We start from the raw sequence: 20,749 nt of genomic DNA, 5'->3' as shown, positions 1-20,749 counted from the left end.
AAATTATTTAATTATCTAAATAACGATAAGCAGTAGGCTCTAAGCTAATGCTTACAGCGTACTGCCTAAAGCTTTTTATACTGAAAAAATATCAATTACCTCACCTTCTGCAAGGGTTACAATTGCTTTTTTCAATTTATTAGTCTTTCCTACTTGAAGACCTTTTTTCGTGTATTTTGCAGAAACCTTAGGAGCATAAATCATTGTTCTAACGCCTGCTACTTTTACACCATAAGCCGCTTCTACAGCATCTTTGATTTGAATTTTATTCGCCTTAGTATCTACCAAGAAAGAATAAGCTCCTCTAAGATCTGTAAGATAGTTTGCTTTTTCTGAAATTACTGGTTTAATAATAACTGACATGATTTATTTCTTTAAATTTTCCTGGAATTTTTCTACTGCACCTTCGAAGAATACAATCTCACCTGCATTTACTAAGTCATAAGAACTAATCTCGTTATAGTTCAAAACTTTAGCTTTTGGTAAATTTCTTGAAGATAAATATACATTCTTATTTGCTTCAGGAAGAATGAACAAAGACTTCTTACCGTTCAATTCCAAAGCGTTCAATACGCTGATGAAATCTTTAGTCTTAGGAGCCTCAAAACTCATATCTTCTAAAACTCTAATGCTGTTATCTCTCATTTTCTGAGAAAGAACAGATTTCTTCGCCAATCTCTTAAGAGCTTTATTCAATTTGAATCTGTAATCTCTTGGCTTAGGTCCGAATACTCTACCCCCTCCTTTGAATACAGGAGATTTAATATCCCCGTATCTCGCAGAACCAGATCCTTTTTGCTTCTTAAGTTTCTTTGTAGAAGCTGTAATCTCGCTTCTTTCCTTTGATTTATGCGTTCCTTGTCTCTGAGCAGCAAGGTATTGCTTTACTTCTAGGTAAACCGCGTGCTGATTTGGCTCGATTCCGAAAACTGAATCATCCAAAGTAACCTTTCTTCCGGTTTCTTTTCCTTGTGTATTTAATACTACTAGTTCCATCTTCTGATAATTACATATGAATTTTTAGCTCCCGGAACAGCACCTTTTACTACTAAAAGATTTTGTTCTTCATCTACTTTTAACACCTGAAGGTTTTGCACTGTTACTTGCTTACCTCCCATTCTTCCGGCCATTCTCATACCTTTGAATACTCTCGATGGGTCAGACCCCGCACCAATAGAACCTGGAGCTCTCAATCTGTTGTGCTGACCGTGAGTTTGCTGCATAACACCACCAAACCCGTGTCTCTTCACTACCCCTTGAAAACCTTTACCCTTAGAAGTCCCCGTAACATCTACGAACTCTCCTTCAGAGAAAAGATTCACTTTCACTTCGTCTCCTACTTTTAAGTCGTCGAATCCATGGTGGAATTCTACCAACTTAGCCTTAGGAGTAGAACCAGCCTTTTTAAAATGACCAGCCAACGCCTTTCCAACGTTCTTCTCACTCTTGTCATCGAAACCTAACTGATAGCCTACATAGCCATCGTTTTCTACGGTTCTGACCTGTAAAACCGAGCAAGGCCCCGCCTGAATAACCGTACAAGGAATGTTTTTTCCTTCTTCGTTAAACAGGGAAGTCATCCCGATTTTTTTTCCAATAATACCTGACATTATTATAAAATATAGTTAGTTTATTTACACTTTTCATCAAGGTTTTGAAGCGATTTCTTTATCACATAAGGCACACTTCGCCCCTAAAATGAGTGTGCAAAGATATGAATATTTTTTAAAACTCCAAATTTTTCCATAAAAATATTTTGAAAATTAAGCATTTACACAATTACCGTTTCCATTTCGCTCAAAGATTTCCAACTTGACGCCTTCATAAAACTCAATTGATGAATTTCTCAAGCCCAAAACAACTCCATTTACCATAAAACTCCTATTTTTGCAATTATGGAAATCATTTACTTGCTTTTAGGTGGTATTATTGGAGCCATCATCGTTTTTTTTATCACAAAGTCCAACGCCGTTTCTCGTGCTAAATACGAGGAACTCAACCAACGCTTTATCAAAACCGAAAGCGAAAGAGATAACCTTGCTGCCAAAATAAGAGAGCAACACGAATTGCTACAATCTCAAAACAGCAGTCTGCAAGATTTGCAAACCAAATTGGAAGAAACAAATAACTCTTTCATCAAACTCGCTACGGACTTGGAAAGCAAAAATCAATCGCTAAACGACTTGAAAAATGCCAACAACGAGCATCTTTCACAAATCCAACTATTGACAATTGAGAAACAAGATTTAATGGCAAAAAAATCCGAACTCTCTGCCCAAAACCACAACCTTCACCAACTGCTCGAATCGCAAAAGGAGGAAATCGCAAAGATGCAAGAAATCGCAAAAGTAGAATTTCAAAACTTGGCAAATAAAATCCTAGAGGAAAAAACAGAAAAATTCACCGAACAAAATCAGCAAAATCTAAAATCTATCTTAGAACCTTTTCAGGAGAAAATTGCAGAACTGAAAAACAAAGTAAGTGAAACTTACGACAAAGAAGCAAAAGAACGCTTTTCTCTAGGAGAAAAAGTAAAAGAACTCGCCCAACTCAACCAACAAATATCCGAAGACGCCAAAAAACTCACCCGTGCCTTAAAAGGTGAAAGCAAAACACAAGGCAATTGGGGCGAAATGATTTTGGAAAGCATTTTAGAAAAATCAGGATTGGTAAAAGGTAGAGAATATTTTCTAGAACACCAATTAAAAGACGAAGACAACAAGGCGTTGTTTTCAGAATTTTCAGGAAAAAAAATGCGCCCAGATGCCGTGGTAAAATACCCCGACGAAAGAAATGTCATCATCGATTCTAAAGTATCGCTCACTGCTTTTACCGAATTGGTAGACGAAACCGACCCTGAAGTTTATCACATCAAAAGCAATCAACACTTAGCTTCTGTGAAAAACCACATTGTACAACTTTCGCAAAAAGCATACGACGATTATGGCAAATCACTCGATTTTGTAATGATGTTTATCCCAAGCGAACCCGCCTATATCGCGGCTATGCAAGCCGACCAAAACCTGTGGAACTTTGCTTACGAAAGGAGAATACTCCTTCTCAATCCGAGCAACCTCATCACTTCGCTAAAACTCATTGCAGACCTTTGGAAACGCGAATACCAAAACCGAAATGCCATTGAAATTGCCGAAAGAGGTGCAAAACTCTATGACAAATTTGTAGGATTTGTAGAAAACCTCGAAAAAGTAGGCAAAAACATCGACCAAGCCAAAGCTTCTTATACCGATGCCTACAAACAACTCTACGACGGACGCGACAATCTCATCGCTCAAACTCAAAAAATGAAATCATTGGGCATCAAAAACAAAAAGGAGCTTCCGCAAAGTTTGATAGATAGTGCAAAGCCGTCTATTAATAACACAAGCAATTAAAGATATGATAGAAAGCCTACAAAACGATAAAATAAAACACCTTATACGCCTCAGCTCGGATAATCGATACCGAAAAAAAAATGCAGTCTTCATTGTTGAAGGTATCCAAGAAAACCAACGGGCATTACAATTTGATTTTGAAGCGGTAGAATTTTACATCTGCGAAACGCTTTACAATGGCACTATCCCTAGTGGAAAAATCCATTGGCTGTCAGAAAAAGTGTATGAAAAAGTGGCCTATAGAGGAAGTTCAGAAGGCATCATTGGAATTTACAAAACCAAAAATTCAGACCTCAATACCTTCCAACCTAAAAACAACGCTACTATTATCGCCATAGAAGGTATAGAAAAACCTGGCAATCTGGGAGCTATTCTTAGAAGTTGCGAAGCTTTCGGCATTGATGCTTTGGTGGTATGTGATGGTAAGACAGATTTATACAATCCCAATGTGATCCGTTCTAGCGTGGGTTGCCTTTTTGGAATGACGGTTTTTCAAACCAGCAATGAGGATTTCCTCGCCTTTCTTAAAAAGCACCAGTTTCAAATTTTCACTACTATAATGAGTGAAGACGCCTCGCCTATCCATCAAAAAGATTTTAATAAAAAGTCTGCTCTTCTCTTTGGGACAGAACACTCTGGATTATCCAATTTTTGGAAAGGAAAAGGCGAAAACACCCTCATCCCAATGGCGGGCACCATAGATTCCCTCAACCTGAGCAATGCCGTTGCCATCGGCTGCTATGAAGTTTTAAGACAGAAACAATCGTAGTATAAAATATTCATTTATAAAAAAGCGAGAACCAAAGGCTCTCGCTTTAATCACAATTAAACATAAATATTATTTATTACAATTGAGGTCCAGCAGCAACTAGTCTCTTAGCCTCATCGTTATCGCAATATTGCTCGAAGTTTTTAATGTACTTCGCTGCCAAATCTTTAGCCTTAGCTTCCCACTCACTCACATCGTTGTAAGTATTTCTTGGGTCTAGAATTCCTTCTGTTACATTTGGTAATGATGTAGGAATCTCTAGGTTCATAATTGGCACTACAGTCTTCTCTGCGTTATCAATGGTACCATCTATAATGGCATCAATAATCGCTCTGGTATCTTTAAGGGAAATTCTCTTACCTGTTCCGTTCCATCCTGTATTTACCAAATACGCTTTTGCTCCGTGCTCCTTCATTTTACCAATTAATGTTTTAGAATACATTGTTGGGTGCAATGTTAAGAACGCTTCACCAAACGCTGGCGAGAATGACGGCTGAGGCTCTGTAATTCCTCTTTCTGTTCCAGCCAACTTAGAAGTATATCCACATAAGAAGTGGTATTGTGCTTGGTCTTCATTCAATATAGATACTGGGGGCAATACTCCAAAAGCATCAGCTGAAAGATATACAATCTTGCTTGCGTGCCCTGCCTTAGAAGGCAATACAATCTTATTGATATGGTAGATAGGGTAAGAAACTCTGGTATTTTCCGTGATAGAGTTATCTTTATAGTCTATTTCTCCATTGCTTTCGTTCACTACTACGTTTTCAAGAAGTGCATCTCTCTTAATCGCTCTAAAGATGTCTGGTTCTTTCTCTTGCGTTAGGTCAATCACTTTTGCGTAGCAACCTCCTTCGTAGTTGAATACCCCATTATTATCCCATCCGTGCTCATCATCACCAATGAGGTAACGCTTAGGGTCTGCAGAAAGTGTAGTTTTTCCTGTTCCTGAAAGACCAAAGAACAATGCTACATCACCTTTTTCGCCTACATTGGCAGAACAGTGCATAGAAGCCATACCTTTCAATGGTAAGTAGTAGTTCATCATAGCAAACATTCCTTTCTTCATCTCACCACCATACCAAGTACCACCAATGATTTGGATTTTCTCTGTAAGGTTAAACATCACAAAGTTTTCAGAGTTTAATCCCTGAGCTTCCCAATCTGGGTTAGTAGTTTTAGAACCGTTCATTACAACGAAATCTGGCTCACCAAAGTTTTCCAACTCATATACAGATGGACGGATGAACATATTAGTCACAAAGTGTGCTTGCCAAGCCACCTCCATCACAAATCTCACTTTCAGTCTTGTGTCTGGATTGGTTCCACAGAATGCATCTACTACATACAATTTTTTAGAAGTAGAAAGTTGTTTTAAAACCAAATCTTTACAATGTGCAAAAATCTCTGGCGTTGTAGGCTTATTCACCGCACCATCCCAGTGGATAGTATCCTTAGTAACATCATCTTTTACGATGTATCTATCTTTAGGCGAACGACCTGTAAAGATACCTGTTTTCACAGCTATCGCACCAGATTCTGTAACCACTCCTCTCTCAAAACCTTGGTTTTTCTCTGAAATCTCGGCTTGATAAAGCTCCTCATAGCTTGGGTTGTATGACACCTCGTGATACCCTGTAATACCAAGGTTGTGTAGTTCCTGAATGATTTTAATGTTCTTCATAAATGATTAATTTATATGATTTATTTCTTTTGCCTTACAAATTTACGATTATCCGTTATTTATATCGTTTTAAATATACTGATTTTAATCAGAAATGAAAATTATTTCATTAAAACTTTCAATTAACTATAATTCAAAAAGTTACAAACACTCCCTCTATTAAAATTCAAATCGGCGTTTAACGATTTCACCTCACCAAAATACCCAATTACAAAAAAAAGCGAAAGTTTTCGCCTCTGAAAAACATATAAAAACATCTAGAACATAACCCCTCCTCCAAGATGAAAGATACTTTGATTCGCTTTAAACTTCCATTCTCCAGACTTCATACTTAATGATACTGCATCGGTAATCCCAAAATTATACCCAAAACTTGAAAACCAGTTAGAATTAAAATGATACATAATCCCTATATTTCCCCTTAAACTAAGGGTATTAAATTTAGATTCTTTAATATTAAGATCAACCAAACTTGTCCCCCCCTCTCCTTCAGATGTACTTTTTCTCACATTACGTTCTTTAAAACTACCATAGACAATAGCCGAAGTTTCTACACCCCCGTAAAATAAAATATCTCCACAAGAATACTCCATATCCCCTCCAAAACCAATCTGATACGCTATTATTTGTAACTCTGCATTTCCATATGCTTTCCATTTTTCTGGAAGGTATTGTTCTATTAACCACGCCGAATTCACAACCTTACCTCCCGTTTGGGATAATTTTACTTTTGTACGAACCGCCCAAATATTATCAATTTGGTATCTCCTTCCCGCTGAAAGGTAGTTCCCTATTTTATTATCCGACACCAATTGTGCCGAGGTTGCTTTATTAGCCACTTTTATATTTGACAAAACGCCTCCTACTTCTATAAAATATTGAGCCTTCACAGATGAATACAAAATCCCACAACAAAAAAAGGCTACCTTGAAAGTAGCCTTAATATAGCATACAGGAGTATTAGAACTTATATCCAACACCTACTTGAAAATATCTCTGTTTTAATTTAGCTAAATCTGTGAAATTTTTATTTAGAGAAGATACTCCAAAGTTATACCTAGCATCTAAGAAAAAATTCTCCGCAAAAGAATATTCTGCTCCGATATGCAACCCTATGTTGGTAGATGTAATTTGCTTTTTCAATTCTGAATCTATATTAATTCCCTCATTAGATTCTAATATCCCCTTAACATCATTACCATCCACCTCAACTTTGGTTTTAACTCCTGTTAAAAAATTAACCCCTACACCTCCTAAAACAGAAAACTTATTATTAAAAGTATATTTAGCAGATACAGGAACTGAAATTTGATTTATGTTAATACTAGCCTTACCTTCTTTCCCTGGCAGTTCAGTTAAGTCTAACTCTGAAGTTGCCATTGCTGGTAACTTATTTACATCTACTTTCAAAACACCACCTAGGTTATTATAAAGCACCTCTCCTTGTAGAGCAAAACCGTTACCTAAACCATACTCCACAAAACCTCCTGCGTGAAAACCAGATTTAGTACCCAATAAAACTTGTACACTTGTAGCAGGCGTACTTATTGCAAGATTAGAAGCATTATATCCTGCTTTCACACCATACTTAAACTGAGCATTAGACATTCCGAAAAGAGCTAAAGCCCCCATTAGTAACATTTTTTTCATTTTCTATAAATTTTTAATTATTACAGTCACAAAGATATGATTTTAATCCATTACATACAAACATCCTTTAGCCCCTTATATTCTATCGTTTAGAACCATTTCATCATAACTTATAATGGTATTAAACCCTTTTTCAGAGAAATACTGTCGATAATTTGGGAAAACTCTAGTCATTACAAAATCGCCTCCCCAAGCTCCAAGACTTTTGATAAACACGGGACAATCTGGAAAATGCAACTCCTTCGCGGTTTTCAAGCCTAAAAACTGAGATAGTTTCGTTTCGTGTTCTTCCATTAAAGCAGAAAATATTTCAATATCATTGGCTTTCAAAACCAGCTCTGTCAATTTAGTAAAATCATTGATAAGCTCTACCGATTTTTCTTTAGACCGATAAAGACGGATGCCCTCTCTACTATCTTGCTTTTGATTAAGATGAACGAATAACAACTCATCTTTAAACGCAGGAACATAGTCCACTGTTTTCACCATCCTTTCTGCTGGACGGAGCTGGTATAAGATAGGCTTCCCTACCTGAGCCACCGCCACATCATAACCACTCCCACCCAGCGACCTTTCGTTTAGAGTAAACGCATCAATATCTGCCCACTTCGCAAGGTTTGCCATCAGCGTAGAACTGCTTCCCAAGCCATAGTGAGAAGGAAACTGAAGATTGGTTTTCAGGCGGTAAGATTGCTGACCTAAAAATTTAGTTGTAGAGCAGTCTTGTACATTTTTCAAGGTTTTAAGTACAAATGCTGCGGCTTCTGGCAAATTGGTATCAAGAACTTTCCATTGCTGATAGTCTATCTTCACAGACAGCCACAGTCTACCCTCGTGGTACGCCTCCCAATACACAATAGAATCTGCACTCTCCCACTCTTCAAAAAAAAACTCTTGCCCCCACCGTGTAGGTACGGCAAGAGCAAGAGCCCCGTCTAAAACGACATATTCTGATGTGAGTAATAATTTTCCTGAAGAAAATAATTGCCCTTCCATATTGTTTTATTTTAAATGGCAGAAGATACCATCACTTCTGAATTGATTTTCTTAATCAACCCTTGCAATGTTTTACCTGGCCCTACTTCCACAAAGCTTTCCGCTCCATCTTGTATCATATTCTGTACACTTTGTGTCCATTTTACTGGCCCAGTAAGCTGAGCGATAAGATTCTTTTTAATTTCCTCTGAATCTTTAACTGCCGTTGTGGTAATATTTTGATAAACAGGCATTGTAGCCGTTCCAAATTTAGTAGCTTCTATTGCCGCTGCCAGACGCTCTTGTGCGGGCTGCATTAGTGGTGAGTGAAACGCTCCGTTTACAGGCAATAGCAATGCTCTTTTAGCTCCTGCCTCTTTTAGAAGAGCACACGCCTCTTCCACTGCTGGGGTCTCTCCAGAAATCACCAATTGCCCTGGGCAGTTGTAATTGGCTGGCACCACAATCCCCTGAACTTGTGTACAAATCTCTTCCACCTTTTCATCTGCCAAGCCCAGAATGGCTGCCATAGAGCTAGGATTAGCATCGCAAGCCTCTTGCATTGCTGCAGCCCTCTCTGCCACCAACTTTAAGCCATCTTGAAACGAAAGTACCCCATTGGCTACCAAAGCAGAAAACTCCCCTAAGGAATGCCCCGCTACCATCGCTGCCCCCAAAGCATTGATGGCCTTAACAGTAGCTACGGAATGAATAAAAATTGCTGGCTGCGTTACACTGGTCTGCTTCAGCTGCTCCTCTGTTCCATTAAACATAATGGAAAGAATGTCAAACCCTAATACTTCATTTGCAGATTCCATCAGGTCTTTGATATCCTTACGAGAATCATACAATTCTTTTCCCATACCCACAAACTGCGAGCCTTGTCCTGGAAAAACTAATGCCTTCATATCTATTAAAAAAAGTTATTCTGTTGGTTATTAATTTAAATTATTGGGATGTTAATCTCACTACCCTATGTCCTGTATTGATATACGCTCCGTTTTTCTTCGCTCTCACATATTCAAACTTAGTGGCCAATTGGGTTTGTACTTTAGCGATTTGTTTAAAAACTTCCCCACTTTTATTCTCTCGGCTCAGAATATCATTCACCACATCAAAGCCGATGATGGCGTATTTAGATGGTGATTTACAGTATTTTTCATTGTATGCCGCCAAGACTTCCTTCTCAAAACTTCCAGATGTATTGATTTTTCTATCCATCAGATAAACCAAATTGGCAGCAAACAAATCATCTTGCTTTTTTTCAAAGCTTGGATGATAATACATACTGAATGATTTCAGATTAGAGACCTCTTTGGATAGTTCTAGCAAACGATTGGTAAACGCTGCTCCCAAAGCATCATCTTTAGACGCTAAAACTGCCACCACAGGAGCTGCTTGCCCCGTCATCATATTTTGCTCCGTTTTGATTTCAGATGCAGAGTTTACCATCACCACATTAGCCCCTTTCAGTCTTTTCTCTATACCTTCTTTTATTCCATTAGCATTGGCTTTATTAGCATCGGATAAAATATAAATCTTCTGGCTTGAATACACCTTTGCTATTTCCTCTACAATTTTGTCCACATAGACATCATCCGCCGTTTCCACAATGATAAGGTTATCATACCCATACAAATCTTCCGAATTGGCAAAAGGTGCCACCACAGGGATTTTCTTGCTTCCCACATAGTCTATCACCTCTACCACATTACTTTTGAGAAATGGCCCAATGATTAAATCGGTATTATCTTTACTGATTTGCGTCAAGCTGCTTTTAAAATTGGCTTCATTCTTAGCATCTACGATATTAACATTCAGTTTCAAGCCTGCTGCAGCATTTCTTTCGAACGCCAATTGGGCTCCCGCTAAGAAATCTGTGGACATAGAACGAAACTTGGTATCATTAGCATCAAAGCCAAATGGCAACATCAGTACCACATTGAGGGCATCACCACTTTTCTTCACATAGGCAGCATCCAATTTCTTCAGTTTCAGAACCATTCCTACCTTTAAACCATTGGAAAGCTGAGGATTCAGTGCCAATAAGTCATCTAAGGACACGCCATATCTATTGATGATACCGAAAATGGTATCACCCTCTTTCACGGTATAGGTGGCATATTCATCGTTAGAACTATGAGTAGCGGTTGCTGGCTTACTATTCGTATTAGAAACAGGCGGTGCTACATCACCTTTTATCCTAATCACATCACCCACTTGCAGCCCTTTCTGTTCCAAACCTGGATTGAGAGCAAAGAGCTGCTCTTTCGTGATTTTAAATTTCTTGGTAATTTGATAATAATTATCCTTTGGCTGAATCTGATAGGTGTTTTCATCTATCGCTTGAGTCGCCACTACTGTAGTCGCAACTGGGGTTTCTGCCACCTCTACCACAGCATTTTTATCGCCATACTTTTGGATATTGCTTAGAGGAAGGGCTATTTTGTTCCCTATCTTCATATTCCCGTCTAAGTTGGGGTTTAACGCTCTAAGCTTGGCTTCTGTAATCTGATATTGCTTGGTAATACCGTAGATGGTTTGCTTTGGCTGTAGCGTGATGTAGCCAATCTCCGAAGAAGTTTCCGCAGGAGTAGCCGAACTTGCAGCCGCTTTTCCATTGACGATTAATACATCACCAATATTAACTTTATTGTCCTTGATTTTTGGATTAAGCTTGGTCAATTGCTCCAGACTCATTCCATATTTTTTAGCAATATTGTAGAGGGTATCTCCCTTGGTCACCGTGTGGGACTTCTGGGCATTGATACCCGAAAACATTGCTAAAGCCGATAATACTAAAATTCTTTTTATCATCACTTAAGTTAAGGGCACAAAAATAACGCTTTTAAAATTAACCCCCAATATCTATTGGGAAATTGGTTGACGGCAGATTCAACCCCCAAGTGCAATTTTTAGATTACAAATTTATAGAATAAACTTTTAGGCTCCTCAAAATTCAATAGGTTAAACGCACGAAATTTATAAACTACTAATAACTAACGATTTGTATTTTAGTCACTTTCTATAAAAGTAATCAAGATTAAAATGAAATAAATTGATATTCAATATATATAATTTATCAAGCGTCTTCAAAATATAATTTCGTGCGTTTAGCCTAAATTTTAAACATATACAACGCCCTTTTGTGAAATATTGGTTACTTTTGTAGAAATATAAAATACCGATGCAAACAACAGATACAGTACTGATGATAGAGCCTGTGGCGTTTGGTTACAATGCCCAGACGGCGGAGAACAATTACTTTCAAGTCAATTCTGAAAATGAAGATACCCAAGCGAAAGCCTTGGTAGAGTTTAAAAACTTTGTAGAAAAACTGCGTTCCAAAGGGGTGAATGTCATTACCGTGAAAGATACTCTGGAGCCTCATACGCCAGATTCTATTTTCCCTAACAACTGGGTGAGTTTTGGCAAAGATGGAAAAGTGGTGCTTTACCCAATGTTTGCCCCAAACCGAAGAGATGAGCGAAGAATGGAGATTTTGGAAGAGGTGAAAAGTGCAGGTTTCCGTATTGATGCAGTGGAAGATTGGTCGCATTACGAGGATAAAAATCTTTTCTTGGAAGGTACGGGAAGTATGATTTTTGACCACGATAATAAAATTGCGTATGGTTCGGTTTCCCTAAGGTTAGATGAAACGGTATTCCGCGAGTTTTGTGAAAAAATAGGCTATCAGCCCGTGGTGTTCCATTCTTATCAAACGGCTGGTGCAGAGCGTTTACCCATCTATCACACCAATGTGATGATGTGCGTGGCAGACCGATTTGTGGTGATTTGTTTGGACTGCATAGACGATGAAACCGAAAGACAAAATGTAGTAGAAGTGATTCAATCAAGTCATAAAGAAATTATTGCCATTACCGAGGAGCAGATTCAAAATTTTGCAGGAAATATGCTTCAGGTGAGAAATGCAGAGGGCAAGACTTTTTTGGTAATGAGCAAGGCAGCTTATGATGCTTTAACTCCTGAGCAAATTGCAAGCATAGAGCAATACTCTGAAATCATCTATTCGGATTTAACAACGATAGAGACCAACGGTGGCGGTAGTGCCAGATGTATGCTGGCAGAGGTATTTTTACCAAGAGTATAGGATTAAATAATCAGCCTCAACATCAATCTGATACAATGAAAATAGGTCTTTTTTTTGGCTCTTTTAATCCGATACATATTGGCCATTTGATATTAGCCAATTATATCTTGGAGCATACCGATATGGATGAGCTTTGGTTTGTGGTAAGTCCGCAGAATCCTTTCAAGGAAAAGAAATCGCTACTGCAAGACCATAACCGATTGGATATGGTGGAGCGAGCCATTAGAAACTATCCTAAAATGAGAGCCTCTAATATTGAGTTTTCTCTACCACAGCCCAGTTATACCATAGATACACTCACTTATCTGAAAGAGAAATATCCTAATCATCATTTCTGCCTCATTATGGGAGAAGATAATCTGAAAAGCTTAGGCAAGTGGAAAAATGCGGAACAACTGATAGAGCGTTATCAGATAATTGTCTATCCAAGGTTGTTTGAAGAGGGAATAGATCGTTCTTCTTACATTCAGCACGAGAATATTACGCTGGTAAAGGCTCCTGTTATAGAGCTTTCTGCTACAGAAATCCGAAATATGATTAAGGAAAATAAGAATGTACGCCCAATGCTTCCCCCAGAGGTTTTTGAGTATTTAGATGGGTCTTCATTTTATAAATAATCCTAACTATGGAAATTGTAGATAAGTTTTTAGAAAAACACGGTAAAGAGAAAGTTGCCCAATGGTTTAGGAAAGTCTGCTTCTACGAAGCTGTCTCTTGGGCGTTGCTCTTCTCTGCAATGGTATGGATACGCTATGATAGAGAAGCACTTTTGCCTACAATATACATTATTACGGTGGGGAATATCCACGGTTTGTTCTTCACACTTTATCTTCTTTTAACACTACCTGCAAGGAAGGTTTTCAATTGGGATGATGAAGATTTTGTATTCGTGTTGATTGCAGCATTTTTTCCTTTCGCTACGGTATGGGTAGAGAAAAAATTAGCAAAAGAGAATAGAGAATGAGGGAGAGATAATACTTTCCCTCTGTTAGTCTCTAAAGATTACATCTCTTATATTGAGATAGTAAGTGATATTACCTTTCCAATGGTTTTCTTCCGCAGTGAAGGCAATGTCAAATGCTTTGGTTTTAAAGTCTTCAATATGTTTTCCTAATTTGAAGCCTACACATTCTATATTCCTATTGTTGATGGGATTGTGCAGGTAAAACTTGATATGGTTACCCTCTTTTCCCATTTGCTTTACATAGCCCGATACCTTTTGGTTTTTCAGTACCAGAACAGGTTTCATATTGTGAGGGCCAAAAGGAGCTAGTTTTCTGTGGAAATTGAAGAAGTCTTTATTTAAGTTTTCTATTTCTACATCAGCATCTATGGTAATGGAAGGGGTTTTCTGATGTTCTTGGATGCTGGATGCTACCACTTCTTCAAACTTCTTTTTAAAGGCTTCAAAGTTGTCTTTCTCCATAGAAAGTCCAGCTGCAGCGGGATGCCCACCAAATTTGGTAAAGTATTCTGAGCAAAGTTCCAACGCTTGGTGTACATCAAAATCTGATACCGAACGGGCAGATGCTACGAGTTCCCCATTATTGCCATCGGTGAAAACCAGAGTAGGCTTGTAATGGGTTTCCGTTAATCTAGAAGCGACATTACTTATAACCCCCTTGTTCCAATTAGGGTTATAGACTACTGTGGTGGCATTGTTTATCTGATGGGTGGCAATAATTTGCTCTAATGCTTCTGTGGTACTAGCACTATCCAATTCTCTGCGAGAGTCATTGAGGTCTACGATATTATTTATGATCTGGCGAGCTTGTTTCAGATTGTCTGACACCATCAGTTCTACTGCTGTTTTTCCGTGTGAGATTCTTCCTGCAGCATTGATCTTCGGAGCGATTTCAAAGACGATATTGGAGATTTCATAAGTAGCTAATTTATCCTCTGGAATTAAAAGCCTTAAACCTAAATTCCTAGTTTTACGAAGATTTTTGAGCCCCGTTTTTGCTAAAACTCTGTTTTCCCCTATCATTGAAACATTATCTGCAGCAATAGAAATAGCTAATAAGTCCGTAAGTTCATACAGTTCTGTTTCTGGGATTTTATAAATGGTATTGAGCCCTTGGCAGAGTTTGAAACCTACGCCACATCCTGATAATTCTTTGAAGGGGTAATAGCAATCTTTCCTTTTAGGGTCTAATACGGCTATAGCTTTAGGGATTTCCTCGCCTGGCAAATGGTGGTCGCAGATGATGAAATCTATTCCCAAGGTTTTGGCATATTCTATTTTATCTATTGCTTTGATGCCACAGTCTAGGGCTATAATAAGGGAGAAATCGTTTTCGCTGGCGAAGTCTATGCCTTCTTTGGAGATACCATGCCCTTCTGAGTTGCGGTCTGGGATGTAGAAGTCTAAGTATTTTTTTTCTACAATTTTGCTGAGGTAGAGGTACATCAGAGATACGGCAGTGGTACCATCTACATCATAATCACCATAGACCAATATTTTTTCTCCGTTTTCTATTGCAGTGGCAATGCGTTCTACAGCTTTTTGCATATCTGCCATCAGAAAGGGATTGTGAATATCGTCTAATTTCGGCTTGAAAAATTCTCTTGCTTTTTGATAATTATCAATATCTCTAAGAACTAGTATTTTAGATTCTAATGTACCAAACCCTAGAGAGGTGCTTAGTCCATCTACGATATCTTCGTCTGGTTCTGGTTTGTAAATCCACTTTTGCATCATAGTGATACAAAAGTACTAAAAATAATTGTCCTCTCTGGTACTTGTTGATGGAATTTATTCTAATGATGACGAGGTAAGACTGATAAATCTAATGAGATAGAGACACAATATAAATCGTGTTTTTTTATTTTTTACCAGAATTTACTACGAATATGATAATGAAATTTCCTTTTAGTTCCTCTAAGGTTCCTCCAAGATTCCTCTAAGGTTTGTATAAGATAGATACTTTTAGGGATTTATAACAAAAATACCTATTTTGAAAAAAATAATGTAATGTACCACCTATTATGGCGTTGGATACTGCTGTGAGCTTGGAGCTTTTAAGCAGTTAATAGTTTATTTTTTTTGTCACTCAGTAGTGTTTTTTATTGCGACATTCGTTCCTCTACAATATTCCTCTTGCTTTGATTTGGAGATATTGGTTAATCACTTCTATATTCAGGTTTTCTGGAGCGGTACAGCTCACCGACCGCCAGTTTATCTCCACCATTATCAAGGATTATAATTTCTATACAGGAAAGGAATAAATCATCACAGAACACACAAGGTCTAGGATGGTAAAAGCCATTGTTATCGATTTTTAGAGTGGTATTGTAGAGTTAATTCTTTATACACCCTTCTGAGGATAGCGTCTTTTCCAACAAAAACACCACCCTTGATACTATCACAATGAAACCACCATACGAAATTATCAATAAAGTATTAACTTTAATTACTTCTATTTCAGAGAAAATAGGAGAGATTAATGCTCATCATCTCTACAAGCCAGCAACAGAACTCCGAAAGAGAAATCGTATTAAAACAATACAATCTTCATTAGAAATAGAAAGGAATACACTCACAGAAGACCAGATTACGGCAATTTTGGAAAACAAACGAGTGGTTGCTCCACAAAAAGATATTTTAGAAGTGCAGAACGCCATAAAGGTATATGATGCTCTAAGCCAATTTAATCCATCGAGCATAAAAGATATGGAGAAAGCTCATAAAATATTGATGAATGGGTTGATTCCGAATGCAGGAAAGTTCAGAACCACTAATGTAGGGATAGTGAAAGGCTCAAAAATAGAGCATATGGTTCCAAGTGGTGAAATAAGTTTGCGGGCTAATGAAAAACCTTTTTTCGTATTTGAAAAACGATGAAGATTTGATTCTGATAAAAAGTTGTGTTTTTCATTATGAATTTGAGTTTATTCATCCTTTTTTAGACGGCAATGGAAGGATGGGAAGACTTTGGCAAACGCTTATTCTGATGCAGCAATATCCTGTTTTTGAATTTCTTCCCGTAGAAATTTCAATAAAGCAAAAGCAAGAAATGTATTACGCTAAGCTCTCAGAGTCTGATAAAATGGGACATTCTACACCCTTTTTGGAGTTTATGTTAGAAATGATATCGGAGGCATTGGAAGATTTGCTGTATTCTCGAAAGTGGAGGATAGAATTGCCTTATTCCGAGAAAAAAACAACTCTAAAAAGTTTACCCGAAAAGATTATTTACAGCATTTCAAATCCATTTCACCCCCTACAGCGAGCAGAGATTTGCGGTGGGCAGTAGAACAAAGCATTTTGAATAAAGAGGGAGAGCAAAGGCTGGTGAAGTATTGGTTTGAGAAATGAAAAATAATTGCAAAAGATATCTTAATAGAGTGAAGAGATTAGATGTATTTATAGGGATGAAACTGATGAATTGAACGGATTACCCTTGGCATTCTCGTTTTACTTTGTATGAATTAAAAAAACGGAAGCTTTGAGTGCTTCCGTTTAAGTTATTTTTGTCCGTTGATGGTGAATTTCTATACGGGAAAGGAATAAATCATCACAGAACACACAAGGTCTAGGATAATAAAAGCCATTGTTATCGATTTTTGGAGTGGTATTTGTCCATCAATTCTTTGGTTTTTCGTTCTTCCCAGTCTTTCCCAAAAAGAAGTTCAGGAACAAAAACCGAAATAGCATTCATAGCCAAACCAAATCCCCAACTGAAAATCACCCATAAACACCACAGATTATCTGGGTTTTGGTAGAGATTCAATGCAACAAGAAACACATTGACTATCACATACATCATCAAATGACGATAAAAACTTTTGAGTTTTTTCACTCTTTCTCGAGCCTCTTTGTAGGCTTGTTCGTAGTTTGCTTCCATATTTATATTTTTTTAATTGTTATCTTTTCAGAAAGAAAAAAAATTAATCCCTATTTAAATAACCTTTCAACGCCTGCACATAATCCTCGAACGCTTGCAAACCTTTGGGTGTGAGGGTGAGTTCGGTATTGGGATAATTGTCTTTAAATGATTTGGTTACAGAAATATATCCCGCTGTTTCCAGTTTTTGGATTTGCACGCTGATATTCCCCGATGTGGCTTTGGTAACCTCCTTGATGCGGGTAAAATCAGCTTTTTCTTCCGAAACCAAAAGCGACATTATCGCCAATCGCAATTGGGAATGCAAAAGTGGGTCTAAATCTTTAAACATTGTTTCGTTTTTTATAAGCTAAATGTAACTGAATACCAGGGATTAACAAACTTAAAACGGCAATGATTGCCATAAATAAAGGCTGATATCCCGACCAAAAAAACACCGTGCTATACGCCAATACGATGGAAGTCAAGGAAGTGAAAATCCACAATCGGTTTTTGAGCCGAAGGGCAGAGTTCAAAGTTGCTATCCCGATGGGTAGGAAAATCATCATTGTGATAAATTTGCTATGATTCACTACAAACATTGATGCAAAAGCCATACTTCCTGTTACAAGCCACAGAAAATCCGACCAATCTTCTGTTTTTTGTTGTTTTTTAGCTCGGATACCTTCTTTCATTTTCCATAGAAAAGTAAAAATAAATCCTGGAACCATCGTGAAAAGCCAAACAAGCCCTGATTTTTCAGGATAAAAATTCAATGTAATCATCAGAAATTGCCCAATTCCTGCCAAAGCGACTAAAATGCCCCAGAAAATAAGAAAAATTCCGTTTTCCTCATACTTCTGTTTTCTTTGATTGATGACAGCCTCGATAATCGCTAAACTGTCTTTCGGATGTAAATTTTCCATTGTTGAAATAATTTATGAGTTAAACACGATGCAAATATAAATTAGTTTATTTTATAAACCAAGTATTTTTAAAAAAAAACAGAAGATTGAAAAAACTTCTGCTCTTGTGTTTATAAAATTCTTTTTATTAGATACCAAGAAGCTACTCTTTTCGAACAGCCCCATTTCCTACAAGTAAAAAGCGAAAAACTTTATGTTTTATCTATTTTTTTAGGTTTTCAGTCATTTCTGTTTTAGTTCGATTTTTTTAGCACAGTCGTCCTACGCTTGCCTGTAACGTATTGCAGCTACCCGAAGGTGGCGATTACGAAGCACTTCACTGTCAATTAAACACAAACTTTGATAGAAGCACAAAGCTTGATTTAACCACTTAACCGCCACTTTTGGGTAGCTGCTGTTACCTGCTGGCATTCTATTCAATTATCCCTAAATCTTTGAATACTCTTTTGGTAATTTCTTTTCTGCAACTACCGAAATCAGACCTGTTCATTTTTCTGTCTTGTAAAAGTCTTGTCGCAAAAATGTATGTGCCTTTTTTAGTTTCAATGTAGCCTGTCCACCAACCTGTATTGATATTGTTTTCACGAGTCCAACCTGTTTTCGCTCTTATGGTATATTCTTCCGTTTGCTCTGATATCATTACCCTTTTTACAATGTCAATGTTCCGTTTAGAAAAAGGTAAATTTTCTTCATATAGAGAGAGTAAAAACTCAACCTGGTTTTTAGGCGAAATTGCAAAGTCTCCAAAATTCCAAAAATCGGCTTCAGTTTGGGATAAATTATTGTTTCCATAATTGCTCTCTGCGAGGTATTTTCTATAGGTATCTTTTCCGATTTTCTTTGCAAGTTCTACAAAAACCCAACCTGCTGATAATTCAAAGGCTTCTTTGACTGGCATATCGTGATAAATTTCGGGTCTATAACCATACTTAACTGTATCTGTACTACCAACCCATTTTATTATTTCGTTTTCATCTTTGATAGTATTAGTTTCAAGAGCAATCAATAAATTTATAATCTTGAATGTAGATGCTGGAAGCGTTTCAATTTCTAATCCAACTGTGTCTGATACAATCCATTTATCATTTTTAATGTCATAAATAGCAATTGTGCCTTCAACTCCGCAACTGTCAAAATAATTTTGGAAGTCTCCCCCTATATTTATGTCGTTCTTAGCCAAAATATTTGATTTTCCATCTGCTTGTCTGTTTGACGAACATCCATAAATAAGGAAAAGTGTTACAATAAAAGAAAACAAACTTTTTGATTTCATTAGTTTCTTGAATTTACGGTTTGGTTTTTTATGCTTGCAGGTAACGTGCCGCGTATTGGCGATGGGCGGGATTTTTAGCACTGAACTTTAATCGAAGAACAGAAGTTGAATTTTGCACTTCCGTTGATACGAAGCCGTTCAGCCCGCCTATTGCCAATACGATGTTGTACGACGTAGTTATGTTTTGGGTTTTAGTCCAGCTAAATATTTTCGTATGTCATTTTCTAATTTATCCGGGTATTTGTACTCTAATTTTTTTGACAATTCAGTTCCTATTTCTGAAACTAAATCAGTCATTGAAAATAGAGCAGTCCAATTTTCCTTTATATCGCTCCCTGAAAATGTTTGTTCTGTTTTAGCCCACATTTCCTGGTTAAGATACTTTTTGAAAAGTCGTCCATATTTATTGGTCGTTATGTTCCAATTGTGTTCACTTGCAATGTGCCATTCAATTAAAGGAATTAAATATTCTGTGCGAATAACGGTTTCCGACATAAATTTCGCATAGAATATTTCATCTCTCACAAGACACTTTGCCACGTAAGTTGTGTCCCACCAAAAATCGTTTATTAGATTTTGAAACTCTTTTTCAGACGGTTTTTTGATAATGGAAATTTGATAAGTTGGTTTCAGCATTTGCTTTGTAATACCATCTTTATCAATTAAAATTTTATAACCAATATCCCAATCTTCTGGTAATTCTTTCTCTTGCGTTTCCTTTATAAATTTTGATTTGCTGTAAAGTTTAAAATCTACTTTCACACCGTCTTCATAAAGTAGCATTTTCATTGCGTGTTTATGGTTAAAACAACTTTCGTCTTCTTCAATCATAGCAATTGGATTTCCGAATTTAAGCGTCCAGCTTTTGTCTGAAATGTAATTTGTATTATCCTCAAAAACAAATTCAATGTCTAAGTCGCTAAAATCGTCAACAGGTGCTAATGGATTTACAAGTGAACTTGTCAATAATACTGCTCTTATGTCTCGGTTATTTTTAGACCAATCAATTATTGCTTTTAGTTTTTCGTCACGAACTTTCATTTTTACGAGGTGGGTTTTACTATGTCGTACAACGGTTAGTATATGAAAAGTAGGCGATTTCGAAGTGCCAAATTTTCGGTTAAGCACAAAGTATAATACGAG

21 protein-coding genes and 1 pseudogene are annotated in these 20,749 nt (G+C 37.2%); 7 read left to right on the top strand and 15 right to left on the bottom strand.

All coding sequences use genetic code 11. The features are described from left to right. Nucleotides 1–75: 75 nt before the first annotated feature. Genes rplW through rplC form a run of 3 tightly spaced genes read right to left on the bottom strand, consistent with a single transcriptional unit; the run spans nucleotide 76 to nucleotide 1,610 of the window. Nucleotides 76–363: a 50S ribosomal protein L23 gene (rplW, locus tag ACFFUE_RS05390; RefSeq protein WP_327983883.1), complete on the bottom strand. Its 288-nt coding sequence runs from the start codon at nucleotides 361–363 to the stop codon at nucleotides 76–78. Between the two features lie 3 nt (nucleotides 364–366). Further along, a complete protein-coding gene (rplD, locus tag ACFFUE_RS05385; RefSeq protein ID WP_327983882.1) occupies nucleotides 367–996 on the bottom strand; it encodes a 50S ribosomal protein L4 in 630 nt (209 codons plus the stop codon). Then, a complete protein-coding gene (rplC, locus tag ACFFUE_RS05380; protein WP_376833330.1) occupies nucleotides 987–1,610 on the bottom strand; it encodes a 50S ribosomal protein L3 in 624 nt (207 codons plus the stop codon). Before rplC ends, rplD begins: the two co-directional genes overlap by 10 nt. Before the next feature lie 285 nt (nucleotides 1,611–1,895). Here rplC and ACFFUE_RS05375 point away from each other — a divergent pair, with 285 nt between their 5' ends. Both ACFFUE_RS05375 and ACFFUE_RS05370 read left to right on the top strand, forming a co-directional pair. Further along, nucleotides 1,896–3,392, top strand: coding sequence for a DNA recombination protein RmuC (locus ACFFUE_RS05375; protein ID WP_376833327.1), 1,497 nt, complete (start codon nucleotides 1,896–1,898; stop codon nucleotides 3,390–3,392). A gap of 4 nt (nucleotides 3,393–3,396) precedes the next feature. Next, nucleotides 3,397–4,161, top strand: a complete 765-nt coding sequence (locus ACFFUE_RS05370) for a TrmH family RNA methyltransferase (RefSeq protein ID WP_376833325.1) — start codon at nucleotides 3,397–3,399, stop codon at nucleotides 4,159–4,161. Between the two features lie 76 nt (nucleotides 4,162–4,237). Here the strand turns inward: ACFFUE_RS05370 and pckA are convergent, their stop codons facing one another. From pckA to ACFFUE_RS05340, 6 genes are all read right to left on the bottom strand, one after another. After that, on the bottom strand, nucleotides 4,238–5,845 hold the full coding sequence (gene pckA / locus ACFFUE_RS05365) for a phosphoenolpyruvate carboxykinase (ATP) (RefSeq protein ID WP_376833323.1): 1,608 nt from the start codon (nucleotides 5,843–5,845) through the stop codon (nucleotides 4,238–4,240). 257 nt (nucleotides 5,846–6,102) lie between these two features. Beyond that, nucleotides 6,103–6,684, bottom strand: coding sequence for a hypothetical protein (locus ACFFUE_RS05360; RefSeq protein WP_376833321.1), 582 nt, complete (start codon nucleotides 6,682–6,684; stop codon nucleotides 6,103–6,105). Nucleotides 6,685–6,805: 121 nt separating this feature from the next. Next, complete coding sequence (locus ACFFUE_RS05355; protein WP_376833319.1) at nucleotides 6,806–7,495, bottom strand: porin family protein; 690 nt, start codon at nucleotides 7,493–7,495, stop codon at nucleotides 6,806–6,808. A 75-nt stretch (nucleotides 7,496–7,570) separates the two neighbouring features. Then, on the bottom strand, nucleotides 7,571–8,491 hold the full coding sequence (locus ACFFUE_RS05350) for a GYDIA family GHMP kinase (RefSeq protein ID WP_376833316.1): 921 nt from the start codon (nucleotides 8,489–8,491) through the stop codon (nucleotides 7,571–7,573). An 11-nt stretch (nucleotides 8,492–8,502) separates the two neighbouring features. After that, the gene (fabD, locus tag ACFFUE_RS05345; RefSeq protein WP_376833314.1) at nucleotides 8,503–9,378 is read right to left on the bottom strand and encodes an ACP S-malonyltransferase; all 876 of its coding nucleotides are present in this window, start codon (nucleotides 9,376–9,378) and stop codon (nucleotides 8,503–8,505) included. Nucleotides 9,379–9,418: 40 nt separating this feature from the next. Further along, nucleotides 9,419–11,287, bottom strand: a complete 1,869-nt coding sequence (locus ACFFUE_RS05340) for a LysM peptidoglycan-binding domain-containing protein (protein WP_376833312.1) — start codon at nucleotides 11,285–11,287, stop codon at nucleotides 9,419–9,421. A 370-nt stretch (nucleotides 11,288–11,657) separates the two neighbouring features. Between ACFFUE_RS05340 and ctlX the strand changes: the two genes are divergently transcribed. Genes ctlX through ACFFUE_RS05325 form a run of 3 tightly spaced genes read left to right on the top strand, consistent with a single transcriptional unit; the run spans nucleotide 11,658 to nucleotide 13,545 of the window. After that, nucleotides 11,658–12,581 carry a citrulline utilization hydrolase CtlX gene (gene ctlX / locus ACFFUE_RS05335; protein WP_376833310.1) on the top strand — a complete coding sequence of 308 codons (924 nt, stop codon included), beginning with the start codon at nucleotides 11,658–11,660 and terminating at the stop codon, nucleotides 12,579–12,581. A 35-nt stretch (nucleotides 12,582–12,616) separates the two neighbouring features. Beyond that, nucleotides 12,617–13,198: a nicotinate (nicotinamide) nucleotide adenylyltransferase gene (gene nadD / locus ACFFUE_RS05330; protein WP_376833308.1), complete on the top strand. Its 582-nt coding sequence runs from the start codon at nucleotides 12,617–12,619 to the stop codon at nucleotides 13,196–13,198. Between the two features lie 8 nt (nucleotides 13,199–13,206). After that, nucleotides 13,207–13,545: a DUF3817 domain-containing protein gene (locus tag ACFFUE_RS05325; protein ID WP_376833306.1), complete on the top strand. Its 339-nt coding sequence runs from the start codon at nucleotides 13,207–13,209 to the stop codon at nucleotides 13,543–13,545. A gap of 24 nt (nucleotides 13,546–13,569) precedes the next feature. Here the strand turns inward: ACFFUE_RS05325 and recJ are convergent, their stop codons facing one another. Next, a complete protein-coding gene (gene recJ, locus ACFFUE_RS05320) occupies nucleotides 13,570–15,282 on the bottom strand; it encodes a single-stranded-DNA-specific exonuclease RecJ (RefSeq protein WP_376833304.1) in 1,713 nt (570 codons plus the stop codon). Nucleotides 15,283–15,650: 368 nt separating this feature from the next. On the opposite strand from recJ, the gene ACFFUE_RS05315 reads away from it, so the two are divergent. Continuing rightward, nucleotides 15,651–15,809, top strand: a complete 159-nt coding sequence (locus ACFFUE_RS05315) for a hypothetical protein (protein ID WP_376833302.1) — start codon at nucleotides 15,651–15,653, stop codon at nucleotides 15,807–15,809. Nucleotides 15,810–15,951: 142 nt separating this feature from the next. Next, nucleotides 15,952–16,899, top strand: a pseudogene (locus tag ACFFUE_RS11000) (Fic family protein). 238 nt (nucleotides 16,900–17,137) lie between these two features. Here ACFFUE_RS11000 and ACFFUE_RS05300 read toward each other — a convergent pair. The 5 genes from ACFFUE_RS05300 to ACFFUE_RS05280 form a co-directional block, all read right to left on the bottom strand. Continuing rightward, entirely contained in the window at nucleotides 17,138–17,428 is a 291-nt protein-coding gene (locus ACFFUE_RS05300) for a 2TM domain-containing protein (protein WP_376833295.1), read from the bottom strand. A gap of 43 nt (nucleotides 17,429–17,471) precedes the next feature. Continuing rightward, nucleotides 17,472–17,759 carry a winged helix-turn-helix domain-containing protein gene (locus ACFFUE_RS05295; protein ID WP_376833293.1) on the bottom strand — a complete coding sequence of 96 codons (288 nt, stop codon included), beginning with the start codon at nucleotides 17,757–17,759 and terminating at the stop codon, nucleotides 17,472–17,474. Then, nucleotides 17,752–18,333 carry a hypothetical protein gene (locus tag ACFFUE_RS05290; protein WP_376833291.1) on the bottom strand — a complete coding sequence of 194 codons (582 nt, stop codon included), beginning with the start codon at nucleotides 18,331–18,333 and terminating at the stop codon, nucleotides 17,752–17,754. The genes ACFFUE_RS05295 and ACFFUE_RS05290 overlap by 8 nt, the downstream gene beginning before the upstream one ends. Nucleotides 18,334–18,745: 412 nt before the next feature. Continuing rightward, nucleotides 18,746–19,606 (bottom strand): OXA-1327 family class D beta-lactamase, encoded by an 861-nt coding sequence (gene blaOXA, locus ACFFUE_RS05285; RefSeq protein ID WP_376833289.1) that lies wholly within the window; start codon nucleotides 19,604–19,606, stop codon nucleotides 18,746–18,748. A 177-nt stretch (nucleotides 19,607–19,783) separates the two neighbouring features. Next, complete coding sequence (locus ACFFUE_RS05280; RefSeq protein ID WP_153927921.1) at nucleotides 19,784–20,647, bottom strand: AadS family aminoglycoside 6-adenylyltransferase; 864 nt, start codon at nucleotides 20,645–20,647, stop codon at nucleotides 19,784–19,786. Nucleotides 20,648–20,749 lie beyond the last annotated feature (102 nt).

This window comes from Bergeyella porcorum (assembly GCF_042427575.1).
Lineage (GTDB): Bacteria > Bacteroidota > Bacteroidia > Flavobacteriales > Weeksellaceae > Bergeyella > Bergeyella porcorum.
The sequence above is the reverse complement of the archived record's forward strand: the minus strand, read 5'-3'. Positions and strand labels throughout refer to the sequence as shown.